The organism is Mesorhizobium loti CJ3sym (assembly GCF_000472785.1).
In the GTDB taxonomy this organism is placed as follows: Bacteria; Pseudomonadota; Alphaproteobacteria; order Rhizobiales; family Rhizobiaceae; genus Mesorhizobium; species Mesorhizobium loti_E.
In genome coordinates this window covers 91,533-113,391 of the sequence record NZ_AXAL01000006.1, presented here as the reverse complement: position 1 = coordinate 113,391, position 21,859 = coordinate 91,533, and the positions used below count along the sequence as shown (strand labels likewise).

Annotated in this window: 20 protein-coding genes; 12 read left to right on the top strand and 8 right to left on the bottom strand. The window is 60.8% G+C overall.

Translation table 11 applies throughout. The features are described from left to right. Window positions 1-9 precede the first annotated feature (9 nt). The 4 genes from A3A9_RS0109215 to A3A9_RS0109200 all read right to left on the bottom strand — a co-directional run bounded on the left by A3A9_RS0109215 (window position 10) and on the right by A3A9_RS0109200 (window position 4,946). The gene (locus tag A3A9_RS0109215; protein ID WP_027058534.1) at window positions 10-1,341 is read right to left on the bottom strand and encodes an NAD(P)/FAD-dependent oxidoreductase; all 1,332 of its coding nucleotides are present in this window, start codon (window positions 1,339-1,341) and stop codon (window positions 10-12) included. Then, on the bottom strand, window positions 1,338-2,855 hold the full coding sequence (locus A3A9_RS0109210) for an aldehyde dehydrogenase (RefSeq protein WP_027058533.1): 1,518 nt from the start codon (window positions 2,853-2,855) through the stop codon (window positions 1,338-1,340). Before A3A9_RS0109210 ends, A3A9_RS0109215 begins: the two co-directional genes overlap by 4 nt. Beyond that, window positions 2,848-3,759 (bottom strand): dihydrodipicolinate synthase family protein, encoded by a 912-nt coding sequence (locus A3A9_RS0109205; RefSeq protein WP_027058532.1) that lies wholly within the window; start codon window positions 3,757-3,759, stop codon window positions 2,848-2,850. Before A3A9_RS0109205 ends, A3A9_RS0109210 begins: the two co-directional genes overlap by 8 nt. A 500-nt stretch (window positions 3,760-4,259) precedes the next feature. After that, window positions 4,260-4,946: a GntR family transcriptional regulator gene (locus A3A9_RS0109200; protein ID WP_027058531.1), complete on the bottom strand. Its 687-nt coding sequence runs from the start codon at window positions 4,944-4,946 to the stop codon at window positions 4,260-4,262. A gap of 248 nt (window positions 4,947-5,194) precedes the next feature. Here A3A9_RS0109200 and A3A9_RS38490 point away from each other — a divergent pair, with 248 nt between their 5' ends. From A3A9_RS38490 to A3A9_RS0109185, 3 genes are all read left to right on the top strand, one after another. Next, the gene (locus tag A3A9_RS38490; RefSeq protein WP_051370825.1) at window positions 5,195-6,175 is read left to right on the top strand and encodes a GlxA family transcriptional regulator; all 981 of its coding nucleotides are present in this window, start codon (window positions 5,195-5,197) and stop codon (window positions 6,173-6,175) included. A gap of 587 nt (window positions 6,176-6,762) precedes the next feature. Continuing rightward, window positions 6,763-8,178, top strand: coding sequence for an ATP-binding protein (locus tag A3A9_RS0109190; protein WP_027058530.1), 1,416 nt, complete (start codon window positions 6,763-6,765; stop codon window positions 8,176-8,178). A 208-nt stretch (window positions 8,179-8,386) separates the two neighbouring features. Further along, window positions 8,387-9,409, top strand: a complete 1,023-nt coding sequence (locus A3A9_RS0109185) for a glycosyltransferase family 4 protein (protein WP_027058529.1) — start codon at window positions 8,387-8,389, stop codon at window positions 9,407-9,409. Window positions 9,410-9,501: 92 nt separating this feature from the next. Here the strand turns inward: A3A9_RS0109185 and A3A9_RS0109180 are convergent, their stop codons facing one another. The 3 genes from A3A9_RS0109180 to A3A9_RS0109170 all read right to left on the bottom strand — a co-directional run bounded on the left by A3A9_RS0109180 (window position 9,502) and on the right by A3A9_RS0109170 (window position 11,020). Next, window positions 9,502-9,861, bottom strand: a complete 360-nt coding sequence (locus tag A3A9_RS0109180; protein WP_027058528.1) for a tRNA-binding protein — start codon at window positions 9,859-9,861, stop codon at window positions 9,502-9,504. Window positions 9,862-9,878: 17 nt separating this feature from the next. Continuing rightward, a complete protein-coding gene (locus A3A9_RS0109175; RefSeq protein WP_027030631.1) occupies window positions 9,879-10,379 on the bottom strand; it encodes a YbjN domain-containing protein in 501 nt (166 codons plus the stop codon). 338 nt (window positions 10,380-10,717) lie between these two features. Next, window positions 10,718-11,020, bottom strand: a complete 303-nt coding sequence (locus tag A3A9_RS0109170) for an accessory factor UbiK family protein (RefSeq protein WP_027058527.1) — start codon at window positions 11,018-11,020, stop codon at window positions 10,718-10,720. A gap of 156 nt (window positions 11,021-11,176) precedes the next feature. Between A3A9_RS0109170 and A3A9_RS43905 the strand changes: the two genes are divergently transcribed. The 9 genes from A3A9_RS43905 to A3A9_RS43900 all read left to right on the top strand — a co-directional run bounded on the left by A3A9_RS43905 (window position 11,177) and on the right by A3A9_RS43900 (window position 20,425). Beyond that, window positions 11,177-11,338: a hypothetical protein gene (locus tag A3A9_RS43905; RefSeq protein WP_202596360.1), complete on the top strand. Its 162-nt coding sequence runs from the start codon at window positions 11,177-11,179 to the stop codon at window positions 11,336-11,338. Window positions 11,339-11,455: 117 nt separating this feature from the next. Then, complete coding sequence (locus tag A3A9_RS0109160) at window positions 11,456-11,689, top strand: BrnA antitoxin family protein (protein ID WP_027058526.1); 234 nt, start codon at window positions 11,456-11,458, stop codon at window positions 11,687-11,689. A gap of 135 nt (window positions 11,690-11,824) precedes the next feature. Continuing rightward, window positions 11,825-12,685: a prolipoprotein diacylglyceryl transferase gene (gene lgt, locus A3A9_RS0109155; protein WP_027058525.1), complete on the top strand. Its 861-nt coding sequence runs from the start codon at window positions 11,825-11,827 to the stop codon at window positions 12,683-12,685. After that, window positions 12,682-13,770, top strand: a complete 1,089-nt coding sequence (locus A3A9_RS0109150; RefSeq protein ID WP_027058524.1) for a class I SAM-dependent methyltransferase — start codon at window positions 12,682-12,684, stop codon at window positions 13,768-13,770. The genes lgt and A3A9_RS0109150 overlap by 4 nt, the downstream gene beginning before the upstream one ends. 103 nt (window positions 13,771-13,873) lie before the next feature. Continuing rightward, on the top strand, window positions 13,874-14,668 hold the full coding sequence (gene pgeF, locus A3A9_RS0109145) for a peptidoglycan editing factor PgeF (RefSeq protein ID WP_027058523.1): 795 nt from the start codon (window positions 13,874-13,876) through the stop codon (window positions 14,666-14,668). Continuing rightward, on the top strand, window positions 14,668-15,819 hold the full coding sequence (locus tag A3A9_RS0109140; protein WP_027058522.1) for a M24 family metallopeptidase: 1,152 nt from the start codon (window positions 14,668-14,670) through the stop codon (window positions 15,817-15,819). The genes pgeF and A3A9_RS0109140 overlap by 1 nt, the downstream gene beginning before the upstream one ends. Window positions 15,820-15,862: 43 nt before the next feature. Beyond that, complete coding sequence (locus A3A9_RS0109135) at window positions 15,863-16,489, top strand: hypothetical protein (RefSeq protein WP_027058521.1); 627 nt, start codon at window positions 15,863-15,865, stop codon at window positions 16,487-16,489. A 157-nt stretch (window positions 16,490-16,646) separates the two neighbouring features. Continuing rightward, window positions 16,647-17,582 carry a ribose-phosphate pyrophosphokinase gene (locus tag A3A9_RS0109130; RefSeq protein ID WP_015316090.1) on the top strand — a complete coding sequence of 312 codons (936 nt, stop codon included), beginning with the start codon at window positions 16,647-16,649 and terminating at the stop codon, window positions 17,580-17,582. Between the two features lie 683 nt (window positions 17,583-18,265). Then, window positions 18,266-20,425 (top strand): hypothetical protein, encoded by a 2,160-nt coding sequence (locus tag A3A9_RS43900; RefSeq protein WP_152536092.1) that lies wholly within the window; start codon window positions 18,266-18,268, stop codon window positions 20,423-20,425. 445 nt (window positions 20,426-20,870) lie between these two features. Here A3A9_RS43900 and A3A9_RS0109125 read toward each other — a convergent pair whose 3' ends face one another. Beyond that, a complete protein-coding gene (locus tag A3A9_RS0109125) occupies window positions 20,871-21,755 on the bottom strand; it encodes an AraC family transcriptional regulator (RefSeq protein ID WP_027058520.1) in 885 nt (294 codons plus the stop codon). Between the last annotated feature and the right edge of the window lie 104 nt (window positions 21,756-21,859).

Genomic DNA, 21,859 nt, shown 5'->3' with positions numbered 1-21,859 from the left:
GGCGAGGGCTCATCCCTCGCGGCCTGCACGCAATTGCTGCCATCGGATCACGCTGTTGACGCCGAGCCACGCCAGCGGCTCTGGCGGGAGCCTCGCGGGCTCCGGCTGATCCGAGAATCTGTCGAGCATGTCCGAGCGGGTGCCGGTCGCCAGGTCGGCGGCCATGACGCCCGCGAGTGTGCTCTTGACGGTGCCGAGGCCGTTCTCGCAGCACGCCGAATAGAGGCCCTTTTCGATCTCGCCGAAGGCGGGCACATGGTTGCGGCTGAGACAAAGCCGCCCGGCCCAGACATGCTCGAACGGCACGTCCTTGAGATCCGGAAACCTGGCGTCCAGCGACGTCCGCTGTTCGGCGGCGATCCCGGCCAGCCGTTTCTTGCTGACCTGGATGGTCCAGTCGTAGGTGAAGCGGGTCCGGATCACGATGCGCGAGGCGCCGTCGGTGGTCATCTTGCGGACTGTCGCCCCCATCGGATCGGCCGGAAGCAACGCCCACCTGTCCTTGCCCGTGGACTTTGCCGTGAAAGGCGCGGTCATCGAGGCATAGGTGAAGATGTGCATCAGGCGACTGCGGAAATGACCGAAATCCTCGATGTGGCCATTGACGCCAAGAATGACTTTCGGCGCGGTGACGGACCCGCGGCGCGATAATGCCTTCCACATCCCATCCAGGTGCTCAAGTTTGAGCACTGGCGAGTGTTCGAATATGTCGGCCTTCGATGCCAGCCCCGCGGCGAGCCCGCGGATATAGTCGGCGGGTTGGATCATCACGGCGCCCGGCGTGTAGAGACCTCCCAGATAATAGGACGATCCGGTGATCTCCCGCATCGCATCCGCATCCAGGAACCGGTGTTCCTCACCGATATCTCCCAGCGAGCGGCCGTAGTTCGCATTGAGCTTCAGTCCGCGCTCCGTCGCCGCTGCGTTGATCTTGCCCGACGGGTCGAAGGTGCGCGCGGACATGCCGTATTCGGCGGCCGCATCGGCGGCGAAAGAAATCGCAAAACGGTTCTGTGCGATCTCCGTCCTTGTCGCGACCTCGCTGGCGACGGAGTATTCGCCCGACGACAGATTGTGCGGGACGTCGATCATGTAGCCGGAGTTCCGGCCCGATGTGCCCTTGGCGATTTCGCCGGCCTCCAGCAGGACGATCCTGTCGCTGGGCCGTAGCTGAGCCAGCCGCCGCGCGGCGGAGAGGCCGGCGAAGCCGGCACCGATGATGAGCCAGTCGGCCGATACGTCGCCGTCGAGCGTCCGGACGGGGAAGCAGCGCTTGCTGATCGCCTCCCAGCCCGAGGTTCCGGATTCCGCCGGAAGGCGCTTGACGACGAGGTCGCTCATCTGACGGTTTCGTCGACCGAACGATCCGAAACGTCGATCCAGATCGTCTTCAGCTCGCAGTAATTGTCATGCGCGTAGATCGACTTGTCGCGTCCGCCGAAGCCGGACTCCTTGTAGCCGCCAAACGGCGTCGTCGCGTCGCCTTCGCCGAAGCAGTTGACGGTGACGACGCCGGCGCGGATTTCGCGCGAGAGCTTGATCGCCTTGCGCAGGCTGCCGGTGTAGACGGAGGCGGTCAGGCCGTAATTCGTGTCGTTGGCGAGAGCGACCGCTTCGGCCAGTGAATTGAACGTTGTGACCGAAAGGATCGGCCCGAAGATCTCCTCCTGGAAGAGGCGGCTCGCAGGTGTGACGCCGTCGACGACGGTCGGCTCGATGTAGATGCCCCTGTGCGTGGCGCCGCCATGGGCGACCGCCAGCTTTTCGGTCTTCACATCGCCGAGGAAGGATTTCACCTTCTCGAAATGGTTTTTGCTGACCAGCGCGCCGATGCGGTTTTCCGGGTCGAGCGGGTCGCCCGTCTTCCACTCGCGCATATAGGCGCCGATCCGCTTGAGCAACTCGTCCTTGATCTTGGCGTCGACGATGAGCCGCGACGTGGCCGAGCAGTTCTCGCCCATGTTCCAGAAGGCGCCGTTGACCACCTGTTCGGCGACGAGGTCGAGGTCTTCGGCATCCTCGAGAACCACCGCCGGGTTCTTGCCACCGCATTCCAGCACGACGCGCTTGAGGTTGGAGTCGGCCGCGTAGCGCAGGAAACAGCGGCCAGTCGGCGTCGATCCGGTGAAGGCCACCATGTCGACGTCCATATGCATGCCGATCGGTTCGCCGACTTCCTTGCCACCGCCCGGGACGACATTGAAGACGCCCGCCGGGATGCCCGCCTCATGTGCCAACTCGGCGACACGAAGCGTGGTCAGCGTCGTCTCCTGGGCGGGCTTCACGATAACCGAGCATCCGGCCGCAAGCGCCGGGCCGATTTTCCAGGCTAGCATCAGCAGCGGAAAGTTCCATGGCAGGACACAGCCGACAACGCCGACCGGTTCGCGCACGACCATGGTCAACGCGTTCGAGCCCACGGGAGCGGTGTTGTCATAGAGCTTGTCGATAAGTTCGGCATGCCAACGGATCGTATGGATCGTATCCGGGACATCGACGGTCTGGCATTCGCGAACCGGCTTGCCGCTGTCGAGGCTCTCCATGACCGCGAGTTCGTGGCGGTTGCGCTCCATCAGCTTGGCGAATTTGAGCAGGACGGCCTTGCGCTCACCGGGCGACCGCAGATGCCAGCGGCCGTCGTCGAAGGCCTGTCTGGCCTTGGCCACGGCGAAATCGACGTCGCTGGCGTCGCAGGCCGCGATCTCGGCAAGCGTTTCGCCCGTCGCCGGATTCGTGGTCTCGAAGGTCTTGCCTGAGTTCGCCGGGCGGAAGGCACCGTCAATGAAGGCATTGGTCGGAAATTGAAGGTTCGCGGCAATCGCCTTGTATTCGGCGGCGGTCAAAGGTTTATGCATGGTTTGCTCCCGACGTGATCTGCGCGACCGTTCGTTTAAGGGTGGTGACGACAGTCTGGAGACCCCGCTTCTCTTCCGAATTGAGAGGGCGGAGCGGTGCACGGACGGAGCCTGTCTTCAGGCCGATCAGCTCGCAGCCGTGCTTGATCGACTGGACGAATTTTCCGCATTCGAGAAAATCCATGAGCGGCAGCATCGCGGTCATGATGGCGCGGCCCTTGTCGAAGTTCCTTTCGAGCACGCAGGCTTCGTAGAGCGCGACATGCTCGCGCGGCAGGAAATTCGAGCCGGCACAGACCCAGCTCCTGGCACCCCACGCAAAGAATTCGAGCGCCTGGTCGTCCCAGCCGCAAGAGAGCGAGATGTGGGGGAATTTCCGGGCTAGCAGATGGACGTTGCCCATCTCGCCGGAGCTTTCCTTGATCGCCACGACGTTCCTGGATTTGCCGACGCGGGAGAAATATTCCTCCCGCATGGTGACGCCCATGCGGGCCGGATAATTGTAGAGCATGATCGGCAGGTTCGCCGCTCGGTCGACCGTCAGCGCATGAACCGCATTCTCGCGCTCTGTCGGCAGGGCGTAGGGAGGCGACGATACCAGGATCGCGTCAGCGCCAATCGCCTTCGCCGCCTTGGCATACTCGACAGAGTCGTCGGTCCTGGTGGCGCCCGTTCCGACGATGAGCGCAAGCCTGGTCCCAATGACCTTCTTTGCATAGGCGGCCAGATCGAAGCGCTCTTGGGCGCTCTGGGCGTAGTATTCGCCCGTCGAGCCGCCGACGATAATGCCGTGCACCTTGGCTTCGATCAGGGATTCGAGAACGGCCGCGAAAGCCGGCAGATCAATCTGCCCATCCGGGTCAAGCGGTGTCACCGCCGGCGTGTAGATGCCTTCGAATTTCAAGACGATTTCTCCGTCGATGGAGTGGCCGTTTCGACCAATGCGTCCTCAGGGCGCAGGAGCGCCACCTGCGAACTCTCACACGAGAGTTCTCAGCGCCCCGAACCAGTCGATCGCATTTGATGACTTGGAAAATTGCATGACGCGGCGAAGGAGTCAAGCGATTGTATTATCTATGTACACATTTAGAATATTTTGGGAACACACTGCTCGCTCGCATCGCGAAAGGCGGGTGCTGCTGGCCTGCGATCAACCGGTCATCACACCCGCGGACGGGGCCAAAAACGCCACCGCGCCTGAGCACTGTGCGGATTTTGATCAGGGGGGTTGGACGGGTAGAGGCGAAACCTCGACAGGCCATTGCAGTCGGGGCCGAAAACCTTCGACCGGATCCCTCAGTGCTCTCGGCGGATTACAGGTCCGGACAATAGCGTCAGGCGGTCAATGCTGCGGTCGTGATATGAGTTCTCTGGAGTTTTGCGGGAACGTCGAGAGCGGCGGCTTCAGGAGGCGCCAACGAGAGCGTCCGCTTTCATTCCTGGGGGCGCTATGAACATCTCCATATTTTCGCGCGACAACTCCCAATGCTCGAAGACGAGGTCGACGACCGTATCCTCCTCTTGAGCGCCGATGGCTGAGATGAAGCCGTCATGGTGCTCAACTGCCATTTGTAGCCGCTGCCGCATGTCGTCATTGCGCGGGCGGAAGAAGGTGTGGCCGATACGAGCATGGTCGATAAGCAACCTGCCTAGACTTGGCTGCAGGTAGGCATTGCCCGACATCTCGCCGATGATCTCGTGAAACCTGTTATTTTCGAGCACCATCGACAGTGCATCGCCCGACACACTCGCTGCGCGAAACCGCTCCTGTGTGTCCTTCAAGTCGGAGAGTTGCGCGGGCTTGAAATTCTGTGCCGCCAGCCTGCCTATGGCGGCGTAGATCATAGGCGCGACCAGGAAGAAATGCCGCAGCGTCGAGTGGTTCATCGGGATAACGCGGGCGCCCCTGTTGGTGCGAATATCGACGTAGCCCTCCCCCTCCAGTCGTCTGAAGATTTCCCGGACCGGCGTCCGCGACAAGCCGTAGCGCTCGCTTAGACTGACTTCATCCAGATCCTCGTCGGGATCGAGTTCCATGGTCAGAATTCGGCGCTTCAGATCGTCGTAGAGACTGCCCTTGTTACCCTTCACCGAGCACCTCCCAGACTGTTTTTCGCCTGCTGTTCATCGTGCGATGAATCGCATGCTGCCTTAGGTAAGTCAATGGATTGTATTATCCTGGTACACAATTTATATGTCTCTGGAAGTCGGCTGTTCATGACTTTCCGACAAGGCCTCGCGTTGATGGGCTATAAGTCCCGCCGGAGTTCCCTGTGCATACAGGCGCCCAAACATATAGTTTTGGCCTTTGCTGAAATTGATCGCGGATAGCTGAACCTATGTCCAAGAAGTTTGCATTCCTTCTCGTCCGCGACTTCACGCTGTCACCGCTGTCTCTTTTCATCGACACGCTGCGCCTTGCGGGTGATGAAGGCGATCGGAGCCGTCGCGTAGAATTTGACTGGCAGGTCATCGGAGAGCGCGGTCTGCCTATCAGGGCCAGCTGTGGCGTCGAGTTGCTGCCTACAAAAGAGGTTGGGCACCCCGAGGATTTCGACAATGTCGTTGTGGTCGGTGGCCTGCTGGACACCAACCGCGGCCTGAGTTCGGACAAGGAGGCGTTCCTGCTGCGGGCCGCCGAGAAAGGCGTCCCGCTGACCGCACTTTGCACAGGCAGTTTCGTGCTGGCGCGGTACGGATTGCTGGACGGTTACAGTGCTGCCGTCAACTGGTTTCACATCAAGGATTTCCGGGCATTGTTCCCCGACGTGAACGCTCATGCGGACAGTTTGTTTTCCGTCGACCGCAACCGCTCGACATGCGCCGGAGGCACGGGTGCGGCTGACCTGGCCGGCTATTTCGTGTCGAAATTCATCGGTCAGAAGGCGGCGGAAAAAGCCGCCAAGATCCTTGTCCTTGATCGGATCCGAAACAGCCGGGACGTGCAACCGGTTGGCGATCTGTTTCCCGAAGCCTCGAGCCGTGCGGTGAAGCGGGCCTTGCTGTTGATGGAGAGTAATCTGCAGGAGAAGGTGTCTGTCACCGAGATCGGAACCAGATTGAATTGCTCAAGACGCCAGCTGGAGCGGCTCTTCGGTGTCGAGTTGGGCATCAGCCCGATGGCCGCCTATCTCGCATTGCGGGTGCACTATGCAAAGTCGCTGCTGGAAGCCAGCGATTTGCAGATCGGTGAGATTGCCTTCAGGTGCGGGTTCGGCAATGCCGGGCATTTCAGCCGTGTGTTCCGTCAACATACCGGCATCACGCCGACAAACCTCAGGCATCCGAGCCGTTTGTCTCGGGATGCCATGAAAGGATGATTTTCGGGGATATCTGCTCAGATCCACACTCCACCTTGCGAAGCCGCCAACCTGGGCTACCGGAGACAAATGAATGTCGGCTTTCGGGTCAGGAGGCACACGAATTGAACGTCGTCATTTAGGCGCAAAGCGGTCGGAACCTAATCTGAATTGCCCGTGAGCTGGCTCTCGCCATCGCCATCGCAAGATCTTCTCGTCTGAGATCCGAGCCTTCGCACACACGGGACATGGAACCATCCAACGGTGTGACCAGGCCTTTTTGAGATCGACGCAATATCCTATATGAGCTTCAACATCTCTTCGGCGATCGGGCCTCAGAGTGTCAACCACGTGAGCCTATCAGGTTTGACAATTTGGGAAAAAAACCTTTGTTATCAATGACAAAGAATCTAGGGTTTGACAGCCTAACTACTTGAACAGCCACGGCTGTTCCAGAACGGCTCAGTGTGGAATAGAGTATCGGACGCGGCGCTAGAGCATGATCCCGAAAAGTGGGAACCGGTTTTCGCGGACAAACGGCTTTCGTTTGTACAGAGATCATGCTCCATCTAGTGCCGCTAGTGCCGCCGACGAAATGAAATGAGCCAATGGCGACGACGGAACTGGAAGGGCCGGGACCTGACGGCTTGAGTGCACGCGCCACGCGAACGCTCAAGGCGGTGCCGCGTATCTGGAACCGGTTCTGGCGCCTCGTTTCGCTTTACATGCCCAAGCGCCTCTATGCGCGCTCGCTGATCATCGTCATCGCGCCGATGATCCTTTTGCAATCGGTCGTCGCCTTCGTCTTCATGGAGCGCCATTGGGCAACGGTGACGCAGCGCCTGTCGCAGGCCACCGTTCGCGACATCGCCGCCATCATCGATCTGATCGAGACCTACCCGCACGACGCCGATTACGCCAACATCATCCGCATCGCGCAGGACCGGATGCAGCTGAAGGTCGATCTGCTGCCGCCGGATCCTTTGCCGCCGCCCGGTCCAAAACCGTTCTTCTCGATCCTCGACGATGTTCTCTCGGCCGAGATCACCCGCCAGATCAACCGCCCGTTCTGGATCGACACGGTCGGCAATTCCAACATCGTCGAAGTGCGCGTCCAGCTTGAGAACAAGGTGCTGCGCGTCTTCGTGCGCCGCAGCCAGGCCTATGCCTCGAACACCCACATCTTCCTGATCTGGATGGTCGGCACCTCGCTGGTGCTGCTGATGATCGCCATCCCCTTCCTGCGCAACCAGATCCGGCCGATCCTGACGCTTGCCGAGGCTGCCGAAAGCTTCGGCAAAGGAAGGCCGATGCCGCGCGATTTTCGCCCGCGCGGCGCCGAGGAAGTCCGCCGCGCCGGCTTCGCCTTCATCCAGATGCGCGAGCGTATCGAGCGCCAGATCGACCAGCGCACCGCCATGCTGACCGGCGTCAGCCATGATCTGAGAACCATCCTCACCCGTTTCAAGCTGCAGCTGGCGCTGGCCGGCGGCAAGACCGAGACCAAGGCCGCACTCAACCAGGACATCGATGACATGCAGTCGATGCTGGAAGGCTATCTCGCCTTTGCCCGCGGCGAAGCCTCGGAGGACCCGGGGCGTTTCGATCTCGAAGCCTATTTCCAAAAGCTCGGCGAAGAAGCTGCCTTGCGCAAATGCAAGCTGTCGACGACGCTTTCCGGCGATCCGACCGTGCATGTCAGGCCGGTCGCGTTCGCGCGGTTGTTGTCCAACGTCATCGGCAACGCCTTCCGCTATGCCAAGACGGTGGAGGTCAGCGCCAATCACGGCCGCGGCTCGCTCGTGGTCACCGTCGACGACGATGGTCCAGGCATTCCGGTCGACAGGCGCGAGGACGTGTTCAAACCTTTCGTGCGGCTCGACGAGGCCCGCAACCTCGACGCCAGCGGCACCGGCCTCGGCCTCTCAATTGCCCGCGACATCGCCCGCAGCCATGGCGGCGACATCAGCCTCGACGACGGCCCGCTCGGCGGCCTGCGCGCCGTCATCAAGGTTCCGGCATAAATCGGCAGAAAGACGGGCTTCATCCGCCCGTCATGAAACCATGGTCAAGAGCGCGCATGAAGCGCGCGACCACAGTTGATTCGTCCTTGCCGCCTCACTTCGACCCCGTGCCCACCCGGGTGCGTTGGAGCGAAGCGAGGGCAGCAGGCTGGTCGCCGTTCCGGCATCGTTTCAAGGCAACCGTCGACCTTTCCAGCAAAGGGCCGCCATGCGCATAGTGATGGTCACCGACGCCTGGCGCCCGCAAGTCAACGGCGTCGTCCACACGCTGGAGCGGCTCACCGAGACACTGAAATCCTTCGACGTTGCGGTGGATTTCCTGACTCCGAACATCTTTCGCACGCTGCCCCTGCCGACCTACCCCGACATCAGGCTGGCGCTGACCACGCCCGGCCATGTCGCGCGGCTGATCGATGCCTACAAGGCCGACCACATCCACATCGTCACCGAGGGTCCGCTCGGCATCATGGCGCGGCGCTATTGCCGCAATGCCGGCCGGCCGTTCACCACCAGCTATCACACGCGCTTTCCCGAATATCTGAGCGCCCGCCTGCCGGTGCCGGAGAGCTGGGCCTATCGCTGGCTGCGCGATTTCCACAATTCCGGCCAGGGCACGCTGGTCGCCACCCAGTCGCTCGCCGATGATCTTTCAGCACGCGGCTTCAACAAGCTGCGGCCGTGGACGCGTGGTGTCGACACCGAGCATTTCCGTCCCGACAAGCGCAAGGACCTCGGCTTCCCCGGCCCGGTCTTCCTCTGCGTCGGCCGCGTCGCCATCGAAAAGAACCTCTCTGCCTTCCTCAACCTCGACCTGCCCGGCAGCAAGGTAATCGTCGGCGAGGGACCGGAGCTTGCCAGGCTGAAGGCAAAGTACCCGAAGGCGCATTTCCTCGGCCACCGTCCCAATGACGAACTGGCCGAGATCTATGCCTCGGCCGACGTCTTCGTCTTTCCCAGCCGCACCGACACGTTCGGCAACGTCATCATCGAAGCGCTGGCCAGCGGCACGCCGGTCGCCGCCTATCCGGTGACCGGGCCGATCGACATTGTCGGCGACGGCATTGGCGGCGCGGTCTCGACCGACTTGCGCGAGGCCTCGCTTGCCGCCCTCAAGGTCGACCGCGCCGAGGCCCGCGAACGCGCCATGCGCTACAGCTGGAAGGCTTGTGCGGAGATGTTTCTTGACTGTGTCGAGGAAGCGCTCGGCAGGACGCGGAAGCTGGCTGCCTAAGGCCTGGCGCGCAGGATGGCGAGCCTCCCTCCTTCGTCATCCACGGGCGGAGCGTCGGCGAAGCCGGCGCGCAGACCCGAGGATGACGAAGGCTAAAACAACCTGCCGCCGTCCGGCACCTTGCGCTCTATCGCGCCCAGCACCACGGCGCCCTCCTCGTCGGGAAAGCCCAGCGTCAGCACTTCCGACATGAACGGCCCGATCTGGCGCGGCGGGAAATTGACCACCGCGAACACCTGCCGGCCGATCAGCGTCTCGGGCGTATAATATTTGGTGATCTGCGCCGACGATTTCTTCACCCCGATGTCAGACCCGAAATCGATCTTCAGCTTGAAGGCCGGCTTGCGCGCTTCCGGGAATGGTTCGGCCTCGACGATCGTGCCGGCGCGGATGTCGACACGATCGAAATCGGCAAAACTGATCTCGGGCTTGCGCTCGCTGCTCGAACTCATGTCTCTGCCTTGCTGGCTCAGGCGTTGCCGTAGGTCTCGAACAGCACGCCAGCCAGCGCGTCCTTGGCCGAGGTTCCCGACCAGACGACGAACTGGAACGCCTGGAAATAGCATTCGCAAGCTTCGAGCGCCGAGGACAACAGCACCTCGACCTGCTGGCTCGAGGGTTCGACCCCGCCGGCCAGCAGCAGCGACTGGCGGAACATGATCGCGCCCTCCTGCTCCCAGAGGTCGAAATGGCCAAACAGCATCTGTTCGTTGATCAGCGACAACAGCCGCATCACTTCCAGCGCGCGGGTCTCCGGCACCTTGATGTCGAAGGCACAGGCCAGATGCAGCGCCTCGAAATCCTCCATCCAGGAGAAGGAGACATGATAATCGGTCCAGCTGCCGGCAACCGAGATCGAGATTTCGTCATCGCCGGCCCGTTCGAAGGACCAGTCATTGTTGTGGGCCACCTGCTCGATAACATCCACCGGATGGATTTCGCGGGAGTATTCGAGTTCGAGAAGTTCCATGGAATGCTTCCTGTGTTCAGGGGGAGCGCCTCACGCTCCGCGGGGCACACACGACGAACAATCTGACCTAGAACTCGGACGGCCAGGACTTTCTTCGCGCTAAAGACTACTTCTCGACGCAAAGACCCCAGACCGGACCCCACCGCCCGGCTACATGACCCTGCTCCGAATCATGCAACAAATTCAGTCTATTGATCGGGAGTCGCGTGAACAGCCCAATTTTTCGCACTGCGTCATTCGCATGTGGAAAGGCGCTGTCACAAAGATTCATGCAATGCCGTTAAGCGATTCACGGCAAAGCGATTTTCAGGCTCGCACTATGTGGAAAAGTTTAACGATTATTTTTTTGCGCGGGGCTTCGCCGCCGCCGCCGGTGCGGCATCACCGGTGAGTTCGGCGAGCTTGGCTTCTAGTGCCTCGATGCGGGCGGCAAGCTTGCTGTTCTCGTCGCGGGCCTTGGCGGCCATCTCACGCGCGGCCTCGAATTCCTCGCGCTGCACCACATCCATCGAATTGAGGATGCGCTCCGCCTGGCCCTTGACAGCGGTCTCCACCTCACGGCGCACGCCCTGTGCGGCACCGGCGGCATCGGTCATCAGCTTGGCGAATTCATCGAGAATGCGGTTCGGTCCGGTCGACATGGCAAATCCTCGCTTGCTCGAAATGACGTAATGGCGCTGGGCGCCGAATGCAAGAACGTTGAGGGCTGGTGCGGCATCAAGTCGAAGCGATTTGCCTGAACTGACAGCCCAATAGCTGGTACCATCAGATCAAGAACAGTTCGACGGGAGTCTCCTGTGGCTATCAACACGGATTTGGACCGGCGCCTTGCCGCAGTCGACGCGGCGCTTGCCCAAGGCATCAGCGATGCCGACGCAGGGCGGGTCAAACCAGCCGAAGATGTGTTTGGCCGGCTGGAAGCCAAGTACAAGGCATTGGCGGTGAAATCGCCTAAGTAGGCCCCCATGACTGCTGAACTTTCGCGTCTGCTTCTATACGGGATAGCGCCACGTCGCCTATTGTGGCGTTTTCATCGCGACATGCTCCAAGCATAGTCACCTCCAGAGGATCAACCAATGGCAACGCCCCCGCGCCGACCGACAAATCCGATGGCAGCCGCCGAAGCGGCCTTCAAGCCGGTCAAGAAACCGGCAGCGCCAATTCGCGAACCTTCGACCGCGCCGAATGTCCGCGAGCTTGTCTCGATCCGGATCGATCGGGCGGTGCTCGACCATTTCCAGGAAGATGGCCCAGGCTGGCAGGACAGGATCAACGACGCGTTGCGGCAGCTGTTGACCGCCAAGGGTTGAGCTCACCACCCACGGCGCGATGGCTTGCAAAAGGTGATCCGTCGCGACACTTGACGGCCACCACCTTGCCTTGACCCTGCCAAAACCCTGCCGCATGGTCCGCGCCCGAACGCCACCGCAACCGAGAGCTCCCCGTTGAACGAATATTTCCTGCTGCCGCTGGCCTCGCTGCCCTTTCCCCAGATCAACCCGATCCTGATCCAGATCGGGCCGCTGGCGGTGCACTGGTATGGCATCGGCTATATCGTCGGCATCCTGTTTGCCTGGTGGTATGCCAAGCGGCTTGCCGCCAATCCAAAACGGTGGCCCGACGGCATCCTGCCGATGAAGCCTGAGGACCTCGACGATTTCATCGTCTGGGCGGCGATCGGCGTCGTGCTGGGCGGCCGCACCGGCTACATCCTGTTCTACGACCTGGCGCGTTACATCGCCCACCCGCTCGACATCTTCGCCGTCTGGCAAGGCGGCATGTCGTTCCATGGCGGCCTGCTCGGCGTCATCCTGGCCATGACACTGTTTTCGATCAAACGCGGCATCCGCACCTGGTCGTTGTTCGATGTCGTGGCCGCCGGCGTGCCGGTCGGGCTCGGCCTGGTGCGCGTCGCCAACTTCATCAATTCCGAGCTGTGGGGCCGGCCGACCGATATGCCCTGGGGAATTGAGTTCCCCAATGGCGGACCGTTCACCCGCCATCCCAGCCAACTTTACGAAGCCTTCCTCGAAGGCATCGTGCTGTTCCTCGTGCTGCGCATCCTCACCCATTCGCGCCTCAAGCTGAAAACGCCGCGCTTCGTCGGCGGCGCCTTCATCTGCGGCTACGGCCTGTCGCGCATCTTCGTCGAGTTCTTCCGCGAACCCGACCAGCAGCTCGGCTACCTCCTCGGCACCAACTGGCTGACCATGGGCATGATCCTGTCGACGCCGATGGTGCTGGCCGGCATCTGGGCGATGGCGACAGCCAAGCCGGTGCCGCAACCCCAGCCACAGGCGACATGACGCGGCTGAGGACCCGCATCGTCGACCTGATCGAGGCGCTGGGTCCCCTTCCCGTCAACGAATACATGGCGCTCTGCCTGTTCGACCCGGCGGACGGCTACTACACGACGCGCGAGCCGTTCGGCGCTGCCGGCGACTTCATCACCGCGCCGGAGATCAGCCAGATGTTTGGCGAACTCGTCGCCGTCTGGCTTTACGAGGCCTGGGCAGCGATCGGCCGGCCGATGCCGGTCACCATCGCCGAGATCGGCCCCGGCCGCGGCACGCTGATGAAGGATATGCTGCGCACCCTGTCGCGGCTCGATCCGGCGCTGGCCAACGGTGCTGCCTACGCCCTGATCGAGACCAGCCCACGCCTGACCGAGATCCAGAAACAGACGCTTGGCGCGACACCCCTGGCGATTGGCTGGCACGAGACCATCGAGACCTTGCCTCATCAGCCGCTGCTGATCGTCGGCAACGAACTGTTCGACGCTGTGCCGATCCGCCAATACGTCCGCGCCGACGCCGGCTGGCGCGAGCGCATGGTCGGGCTGGACGACCAGGACGCCCTTTGCTTCTTCGCCGGCGCCGGCTCGGTCGACCCGACGCTGCTGCCTGTCGGCGCGGCTGAAGCGCCGCAAGGCGCGATCGTCGAGGTCGCGCCGGCCCGCGCCGCGCTGATGGCGGCTATCGCCGAGCGGATAGTCCGCAACAGTGGCGCCGGGCTGTTCCTCGACTATGGCTATCTGCAGCCGGGTGTTGGCGACACGCTGCAGGCCTTGCGCCGGCACAATCACGAAGATGTCCTGGCCAATCCCGGCGAAGCCGACCTCACCTCGCATGTCGATTTCGCTGCCCTTGCCGCGATCGTGCGCGCGCAGGGCCTCGATGCCCATCTGTCGACGCAGGGTAATTTCCTGCTCGGCATGGGCATTCTCGAGCGCGCCGGGCGGCTTGGCGCCGATGCCGGCCAGGCGGCTCGCGACACGATCGCCGATGCCGTCGAACGCCTCGCCGCCCCCCAAGCGATGGGCGAACTGTTCAAGGTGCTTGCCGCCGTGCCGCGCGGTGTGACCATCCGTCCTTTTGCCACGGCGGATTGACTTTTCACCGCTGCCCCTCCCAATCTCCCGTCCGATAAAAGAGCGGCCCGACCGCCGGCCGCTTTTTCTTGACGAAACCGCCCACACGGACAACAACGCCCGCATGCTCAATCAGACCAAACCGGATCCCGTTCGGTCGCCGCTGCTGGACAAGGCGCAGGCACATGGCATCCGCCACGGCTATTTCACCCGCACCGGTGGCGTCTCGACCGGTATCTACCAGGGCCTCAACATCGGCACCGGATCGGATGACGACCAGACGCTGGTCGCCGAGAACCGCGCCCGCGTCGCCGCCTGGATGGGCGTGCCGGCGAGCCATCTGTTGACCGCCTGGCAAATCCATTCCCCCGACGTCATCATAGCCCGGGAAGCCTTCGCCGGCGAACGCCCCAAGGCCGACGCCGTCGTCACCGACCGCCCGGGCATTGCCATCGGCGCCTCGACCGCCGATTGCGGCCCGGTGCTGTTCGCCGATGCCGGGGCGCGCATCATTGGCGCGGCGCACGCCGGCTGGAAAGGCGCCTTCACGGGCGTGCTGGAAAACACCATCGCCGCCATGGAAAGCCTGGGCGCCCGCCGCGAAAACATAATTGCCGTGCTCGGCCCCTCGATCGGCCCTGACAATTACGAGGTCGGGCCGGAATTCCTCGCTCGTTTCGTCGCGGCCGACGCTGAAAACATCCGCTATTTCGCACCCTCGGCCAAAGCCGGCCATGCCATGTTCGACCTCGTCAGCTACACGGTCGACCGGCTGGCCAGGGCCGGCGTGACCGCCGAGGGCCTCGGCCGCTGCACCTATGCCGAGGAAGATTTGTTTTACTCCTACCGGCGCACCACGCACCGCAAGGAGCCCGATTACGGCCGGCAGGTTTCGGCCATCGTTTTGGAGAGTGAATAATGGCGCTGCATTTTGAACGATCGGAATTTGACGCGCGGCGCGACCGGCTGATGATCGAGATGGCCGAGAAGAAGCTCGACGCCATCCTGCTGTTCGCGCAGGAAAGCATGTACTGGCTGACCGGCTACGACACGTTCGGCTTCTGTTTCTTCCAGTGCCTGGTGGTGAAGGCCGACGGTTCGATGGTCCTGCTCACCCGCTCGGCCGACCTGCGCCAGGCCCGCCACACCTCGATCATCGACAACATCGTCTTGTGGACCGACCGCAATGGCGCCAACCCGGCGGTCGACCTGCGCAATCTGCTCAACGATCTCAACCTGCTCGGCGCCCGCATCGGCGTCGAATACGACACGCACGGGCTGACCGCCTATAATGGCCGGCGGCTGGACGAGCAGCTGCAGACTTTCGGCCAGATCGCCGATGCGTCCGGCATCGTCGGCCGGCTGCGCCTGTTCAAGAGCCCGGCCGAGATCGCCAAGGCCGAGAAAGCCGCCAATCTCTCCGACGACGCGCTGGACGCGGCCTTGCCGCTGATCAAGCAAGGCGGCGACGAAGCGCTGATCCTGGCTGCCATGCAGGGCGCGGTCTTTGCCGGCGGCGGCGACTATCCGGCCAACGAGTTCATCATCGGCTCCGGCGTCGACGCGCTGCTCTGCCGCTACAAGGCCGGCCGCCGCAAGCTCACCAAGAACGACCAGTTGACGCTCGAATGGGCCGGCGTCTTCAACCACTATCACGCGCCAATGATGCGCACGGTGCTGACCGGCAAGGTGTCGAAGCGCCATCAGGAACTGTTCGACGCCGCCCGCGCCGCCCTTCTCGCTGTCGAAAAGGCGATGATGCCGGGCAATAGCTTCGGCGATGTCTTCGACGCCCACGCCCGCACCATGGAGGCGCACGGCCTGACCAAGCACCGGCTCAACGCCTGCGGCTACTCGGTCGGCGCCCGCTTCACGCCGTCCTGGATGGACATGCCGATGTTCTATCAGGGCAACCCGGAACCGATCGCGCCCAACATGACGCTGTTTGCCCATATGATCATCATGGATTCCGAGACCGAGACGGCAATGACGCTCGGCCGCACCTACCTGACCACCGAATCCCAGCCGAAGCCGCTGTCCCGCCATGATCTCGACTTGATCGTACAGTGAATCCATAATGGGAGGCGTTCTTCGCCAAGGAGTTAGAAGGCAAATGAGACGATCGCATGTGACGACCGTGTCATTGCTTGTGGCATTGGCTCTTGCCGCCTGCACCAACACAAAGGACGTTCTCGAACCTTCCGCCATCACCCCGCCGGCGACTTCGGGGCCGGCAACGCCGACCGCCCAGAGCAGTGCGGCCACGGTCCCGTCGCCCGCCGCCCCAGCGGCCACCACCACGGCCGGCGCAACCACCACCACACCGGCCACGCCTGCCCAGACCGCCGCCATCCTCGCCAAGACCCGGCTGCAGATCGCACCGATCGTCGGCGCTTCGGTGGAAGCTGCCACGCCGCTGACGGCGGAACTGCAGACGCGCGCCAAGCAGCGCGGCATCACGCTTGCCGGCAGTCAGGACCAGACCGCGACCCATGTGCTGAAGGGCTATTTCTCGGCGCTTACGGAAGGCAAGGACACCACCGTCATCTATGTCTGGGACGTCTACGACCCCTCGGGCAATCGCCTCCACCGCATCAACGGCCAGTTGAAGGCGCCTTCGGTCAATTCCGCCAGCGGGAGCGCAGACAGCTGGAAGGGGGTCTCACCAGCCACCATGCAGGCGATCGCCGACCAGACCATCGACCAGTTCGCGGCGTTTCTCGGCGGCAAGGCCAGCTAGTAAGTGTTGCAAGCCGGTGATGGTGCCTGGCTTTCCCTGTGTTAGCCGGCGGATTCCCCATCTGAGCACTTGCAATACCGGCGCGGGCCGCTAAAAGCCCGGTTAAAGGGCGCAGGCGAGTCCGCCAGGTCTCGCTATCCTCCACCAGGAACGGTGCATGAAACTCTTCGCGGGCAATTCCAACAGAGTGCTGGCCGAAGCGGTCGCCCGTTATCTCAATGTCCCCTTGGGAAAGGCCAGTGTCAGGCGCTTCGCCGACCAGGAAATCTTCGTCGAGATCCAGGAAAACGTGCGTGGCGAGGATGTCTTCATCCTGCAGTCGACCTCGTTCCCGACCAACGATCACCTGATGGAACTGCTCATCATGATCGACGCCTTCATGCGCTCCTCGGCCAAGCGCATCACGGCGGTCATCCCCTATTTCGGCTATGCGAGGCAGGATCGCCGGGCGTCTGGCCGCACGCCGATCTCGGCCAAGCTGGTCGCCAACATGATCACCCGCGCCGGCGTTGACCGCGTTCTGACGCTCGACCTCCATGCCGGCCAGATCCAGGGCTTTTTCGATATCCCGACCGACAATCTGTTTTCGGTGCCGGTGATGGCGCGCGACGTGAAGGCGAAATACAAGCAGCTCGGCAACGTGGTTGTCGTATCACCCGACATCGGCGGCGTGGTCCGTGCCCGTGCGCTGGCCAAGCGCTTCGACGCGCAGCTCGCCATCGTCGACAAGCGCCGTGAGCGCCCAGGCGAATCGGAAGTCATGAACATCATCGGCGCGGTCGCCGGCAAGGATTGCCTGCTGATCGACGACATCGTCGATTCCGGCGGCACGCTGTGCAACGCCGCCGATGCGCTGCTGGCCAATGGCGCCACCAGCGTCACCGCCTATATCACCCATGGCGTGCTGTCGGGCGGCGCGGTCGCCCGCATCAGCGGCTCAAAGCTGCAGGAACTGGTGATCACCGATTCCATCCAGCCGACGCAAGGCGTGCTCGACGCCCCGAACATCCGCGTCATCTCGATCGCCGACCTGATGGGCGAAGCCATCTCGCGCACCGCGACCGAGGAATCGGTGTCGAGCCTGTTCGACTAGGACTGGAAGGCTTTACCTTGATCGTGTCTGGCATCGACTAAGCAATTTCGGCCTTGCGGATCCATCAATTGCTGACGGCCTTGAGGTTAGGCTCAAGGCCTAGGGCAGAACCAGCAACCTGGCGCCACCGCGCAGATCGCGCCTTGGGTGTTGATCTTGATCCGCGTTTGGTCGGTGATACCTGTCCGACATGACAGATCAAACTTTGAATACCACCACCGCACCCGCCGGCGCACCACATCGAAACAGCCTAGTCCAGCGTACCCGGCTGGCAGCAGGTTGAATCAACTTGGTTGATTCAAAAGGCTTATTTGGCTCTCGCCCGAACCCCCTTTGTCACGGCAGCCAAGTTTAAGTGTAAGCAGCTCCAGCAGGGACAACTCCAACAAAAAACGCTAGCCAACTCTTTGTATTGCGGTTAGGCTATTATTGCTACATCTCGGATTTGGTGAGGCTATGCGCTGCGCTTGGAAGCCGTTTCTGACATCCATCTTGTCGGCAACTATACTGCTTCTGGCGCCCATTACGCACCCTGTTACCCCAACAATGATACTACCGATAGACACGGAGTGCACGGTCGAAGTTCGTACCGCAAGCCAGTGCTCCAGCGGAACGGCATTTTTCACTGTTTGTTATAAGAATGGCGTGGAGGTCAGTGCCCACCAAAACAAGTGCACGCCACAATGAGCGATCTCTTTGGCAGGATGAAAGGCAAGGTATTAGTTATCACCTCGTGGGTACAGGGCGGGCTCCCAATATTGCGGGGACTATGGCTGTTACTCACGGTAATTGTTCTTGTGCTCTTGTCTTTTCGTTTCGCCCCGTTTTATCCGTTCGAAACCCGAGGAGCGATTTATGTAGGAAGTCCAGAGGTTTATACGCGCGAACGGCTGGTAAACGATAGGTACGATCAGGATTATTGGTATAGGGCCCAGTTGAAATTACTCGATTTGTCAAACAGTCTAGTCACAGGGGTCACTTCCAATCGAATGCACCTTTCCGTTGGTGCGGATAAGTTGCCGGATCCTGCAAGTCCGATTGACACAGAAAAGACTCAGTTGATTTTGCCGTATGATCAGGAATTCTCTATCCGAGCAGGGATACGAGACAAGATAAGAGCTCTCATATTGGAGAATATGCTAGATGATCGGCACGATTTAACTGGAAACTCTATTTATGGATTAAAATTCGATTCGACCGTTATTCCGGGGCAGAACACAAATAAGCGTGCGTTCGTGCGGGTTTCTATTCACTTGACGGAACCGTTTCTTGCATCTGAGCCTGGTGAGCCACTGCCAAAGGTCATGAAACTCTATCTAGACGGGAAATCGGGGCGCTTTGACGAGAGTTTATCTCCGGAAATTCGACAATCGGCGCTTCTGTATCAGAACTGGCTGGATAGCATTTATGAAAGATTAAACAATTACTACAGGCGCTATGAGACTGCAGGTAAACTGATATCCGCTGGCGATTGCTCCGCCGATAACCTGCGCGCCCAGTCAAACAGAGTGACCACTGATGTTTTGGCGTCCGTATTGGGAATATACCTCGATCCGCACGAACTTGATGCAGCTGCCGAAAGCGGCCAAGGCGTGCTGCTCCCGATACCTGAGCCCTGGTCTGACCTAATCCAAATTCAGCGGTTTGGGGGCCTCACTTGTGACAGTCCAAGGTTACATTTTGCCGTCTACACAGTTACGGATTCCTTATATCTCTTCCCTAAGATAGATAAAGTTATACCGTCGTGGGCGGCTACGTCCTACGAAGATTCTGGCGTAAATGATGAAAAATGGATTGTCGCGTTGTTTGGAAGAGGAAGCGACGCAAGTTTGGCATATAACGTCCGTTTTCACTACCCAATTAGCAGTGATCTCATTTCATACATGACTAATAAAGGAAAACTTCTTGAAAGTTGCCAACCATCGGAAGATCGATGCGAGAGAAGATTACGCATACTGACTCTTCAGTCGGGATTTTTCAACTTTGTCGAGAAGATCAGCAAGACCGACGCCTATGTCTATGCGCTCTTCCCTAAAACAGAGTCAGTAGCGGTGATGAACGACACTGAACACGGAGCCGATGCTGCCTCGTCAGGAATATCCCCTTCCCTTCCAAACACCTGGATTAAGGTAGTTGAGAGTCGTCGCGATACGCGAAGTGAGACATCGCTAGTTGGCTATGGAGACGGCGGAACCGAGCGTTCGGACGATACTTCGGAGTCGTCAAGCAGGGAAAATGACGTTGCATTCGGCTGGGTGTTCGATGGGTTGCAAGGTACAGCCGTACAGAAATCAGAGTTAGCCTTAGTTTCTGTGCCCGCATGGACGAACGAGTTAAAGCTTCATGTGTCTGTTGGCTGGCTTGACAGGCAATCGCGCGAGCAGCCAATGAAAGACTTTTCTATGACAATTCAACTCCCGCCTGACTACGAAGCGTTTGATCAATTTGTTGCAGGGGAGCAATCTCAGAGAGGCCCAAAGATCCTTGACGCATTTATGGACCAGACACAATTATCCGCTTGCCAAGAAGGTAGTATTCTCATTCCTGGGTTTCGCCTTTGGAGAAGTTCATCCGTTACATTGGGCTCGCAGTTGGCCGACCGTATTATTGTTCTGCCGAATATGCAGGGGATAGTGGCTCATTTTAACTCTGTAGACGCGCCATCATCTATTGATGCGTCAGGATCCAGTTCACTTCCCTTAGAAGTGTGGACAAGCGAAGGGACTTCAACTGCGAAGAACAAAGTTGTCGTCAGGATGACCAACGTCACATCAGACGCGCATGGCACCGCGTGCCCGGTCGATCCAAAAAGTCAGATGTCTGACAAAGATCCTAAGGGATGATGACGCCGCCAAACCGGCCGCAAAAACACGCAGATCCTATTGGCTGAAAGCCAACTAGGCAAATCCCTGCAGGCGTGGCGCACTTGTTACTCACAGCTTGCACCAAGTATTGTGGAGCGTTAGCTTTTTTTGCCGTCACGTCCACAGATGCCGATGGTAGTCCAACGGCAGCGACAGCAGTTAGAAGAATAACGGCTTTCATGTCATTTAGTTTGCACTCCGAACACTTCCTCGTCAAGGGTAAGTTTGAAGTAAGGTGGCGGGCTCGGTAACGCCTAACACGCGCAACCCTTCCGGCAGTCCAAGGATCGCCCCAGCATAACATAGACCGGGCGCATGTTACTCGCCCCGGCAATATGGCTGCGGCTGCCTGCCGGCTTCACACTTCCCCACTGACGATGAAGCCATCCCTGCAAGGCCGCGCGAGCCTCTTGCGGATGAAACCTTAAGGCGCCGGGGTCTCCAGCCGGGCCGGGCCGCTTAGCCGCCGCATGGCTTCGCCATTGTCTCGCGCGCCGCGCATATAGCCGCGCGGCGAGGAGCCAAGCATGCGCTTGAACATGGTGATGAAGGCCGGCACGCTGTCGTAGCCGAGATCGAGCGCCACCCTGGTGATCGGCTCGCCATCGGCGAGCCTTGGCAGTGCTGCAAACAGGCAGGCCTGCTGACGCCATGTCGACAGCGACAGGCCAGTCTGGCGCTGGAAAGCGCGGGTAAAGGAGCGGCGGCTCATGCCGGCCGCGTCAGCCCATTCGTCGATCGTCGCATGCGGCGAAGGTGCCGCGACAAAGCGACGGCAAAGTATCGCCAGCCGCGGATCCGACGGGAATGGCAGTCCGAGCGGCCGTTCCGGCAGGGTCGGGATTTCGTGCAGCAGAAGGTTCATGATCAGCCCGCCGCGCCCTTCCAGCTCCCCGCCTTGCGGCAGCTTCTCCGATTCCACGATCAGGCTGTGCATCAGCTCGGTGACGCCGACGACGCGCAAGCCTTCCGGCAGGCCGGGAATAGCACCTGGCATGACATAGACCGAGCGCATCGAGACATCGCCCAGCATCTCGACGGAATGCTCTGTGCCAGCCGGAATCCACATCGCATGGTCTGGGGGCACCATCCAGCGCCCGTGCCGCGTCGTCACCAGCACGACGCCGACCAGCGCATGCAGCAGCTGGCTGCGGCTATGGCGGTGTTGCGGCACGAGATAGCCGTCCGGATATTCGGTCGGCAACGCCACCGCCGGCCCGGCCACTTGCTCCAGCCACTGCCAGCGGCTCTCGTGCAATTGGCCGAGATTGGCATTGCCGGCGCGAAAGATGTCTCTGCCATGCGGCATCTTGTATGGCCCACTTGCGAAACTATTGGACCAAACCACGAAAGAAGTCGTGCCGCAAGCAGCTTATAAGGCAACCGTCCCTTAGGCGGCCGCTGGAGCGTCCG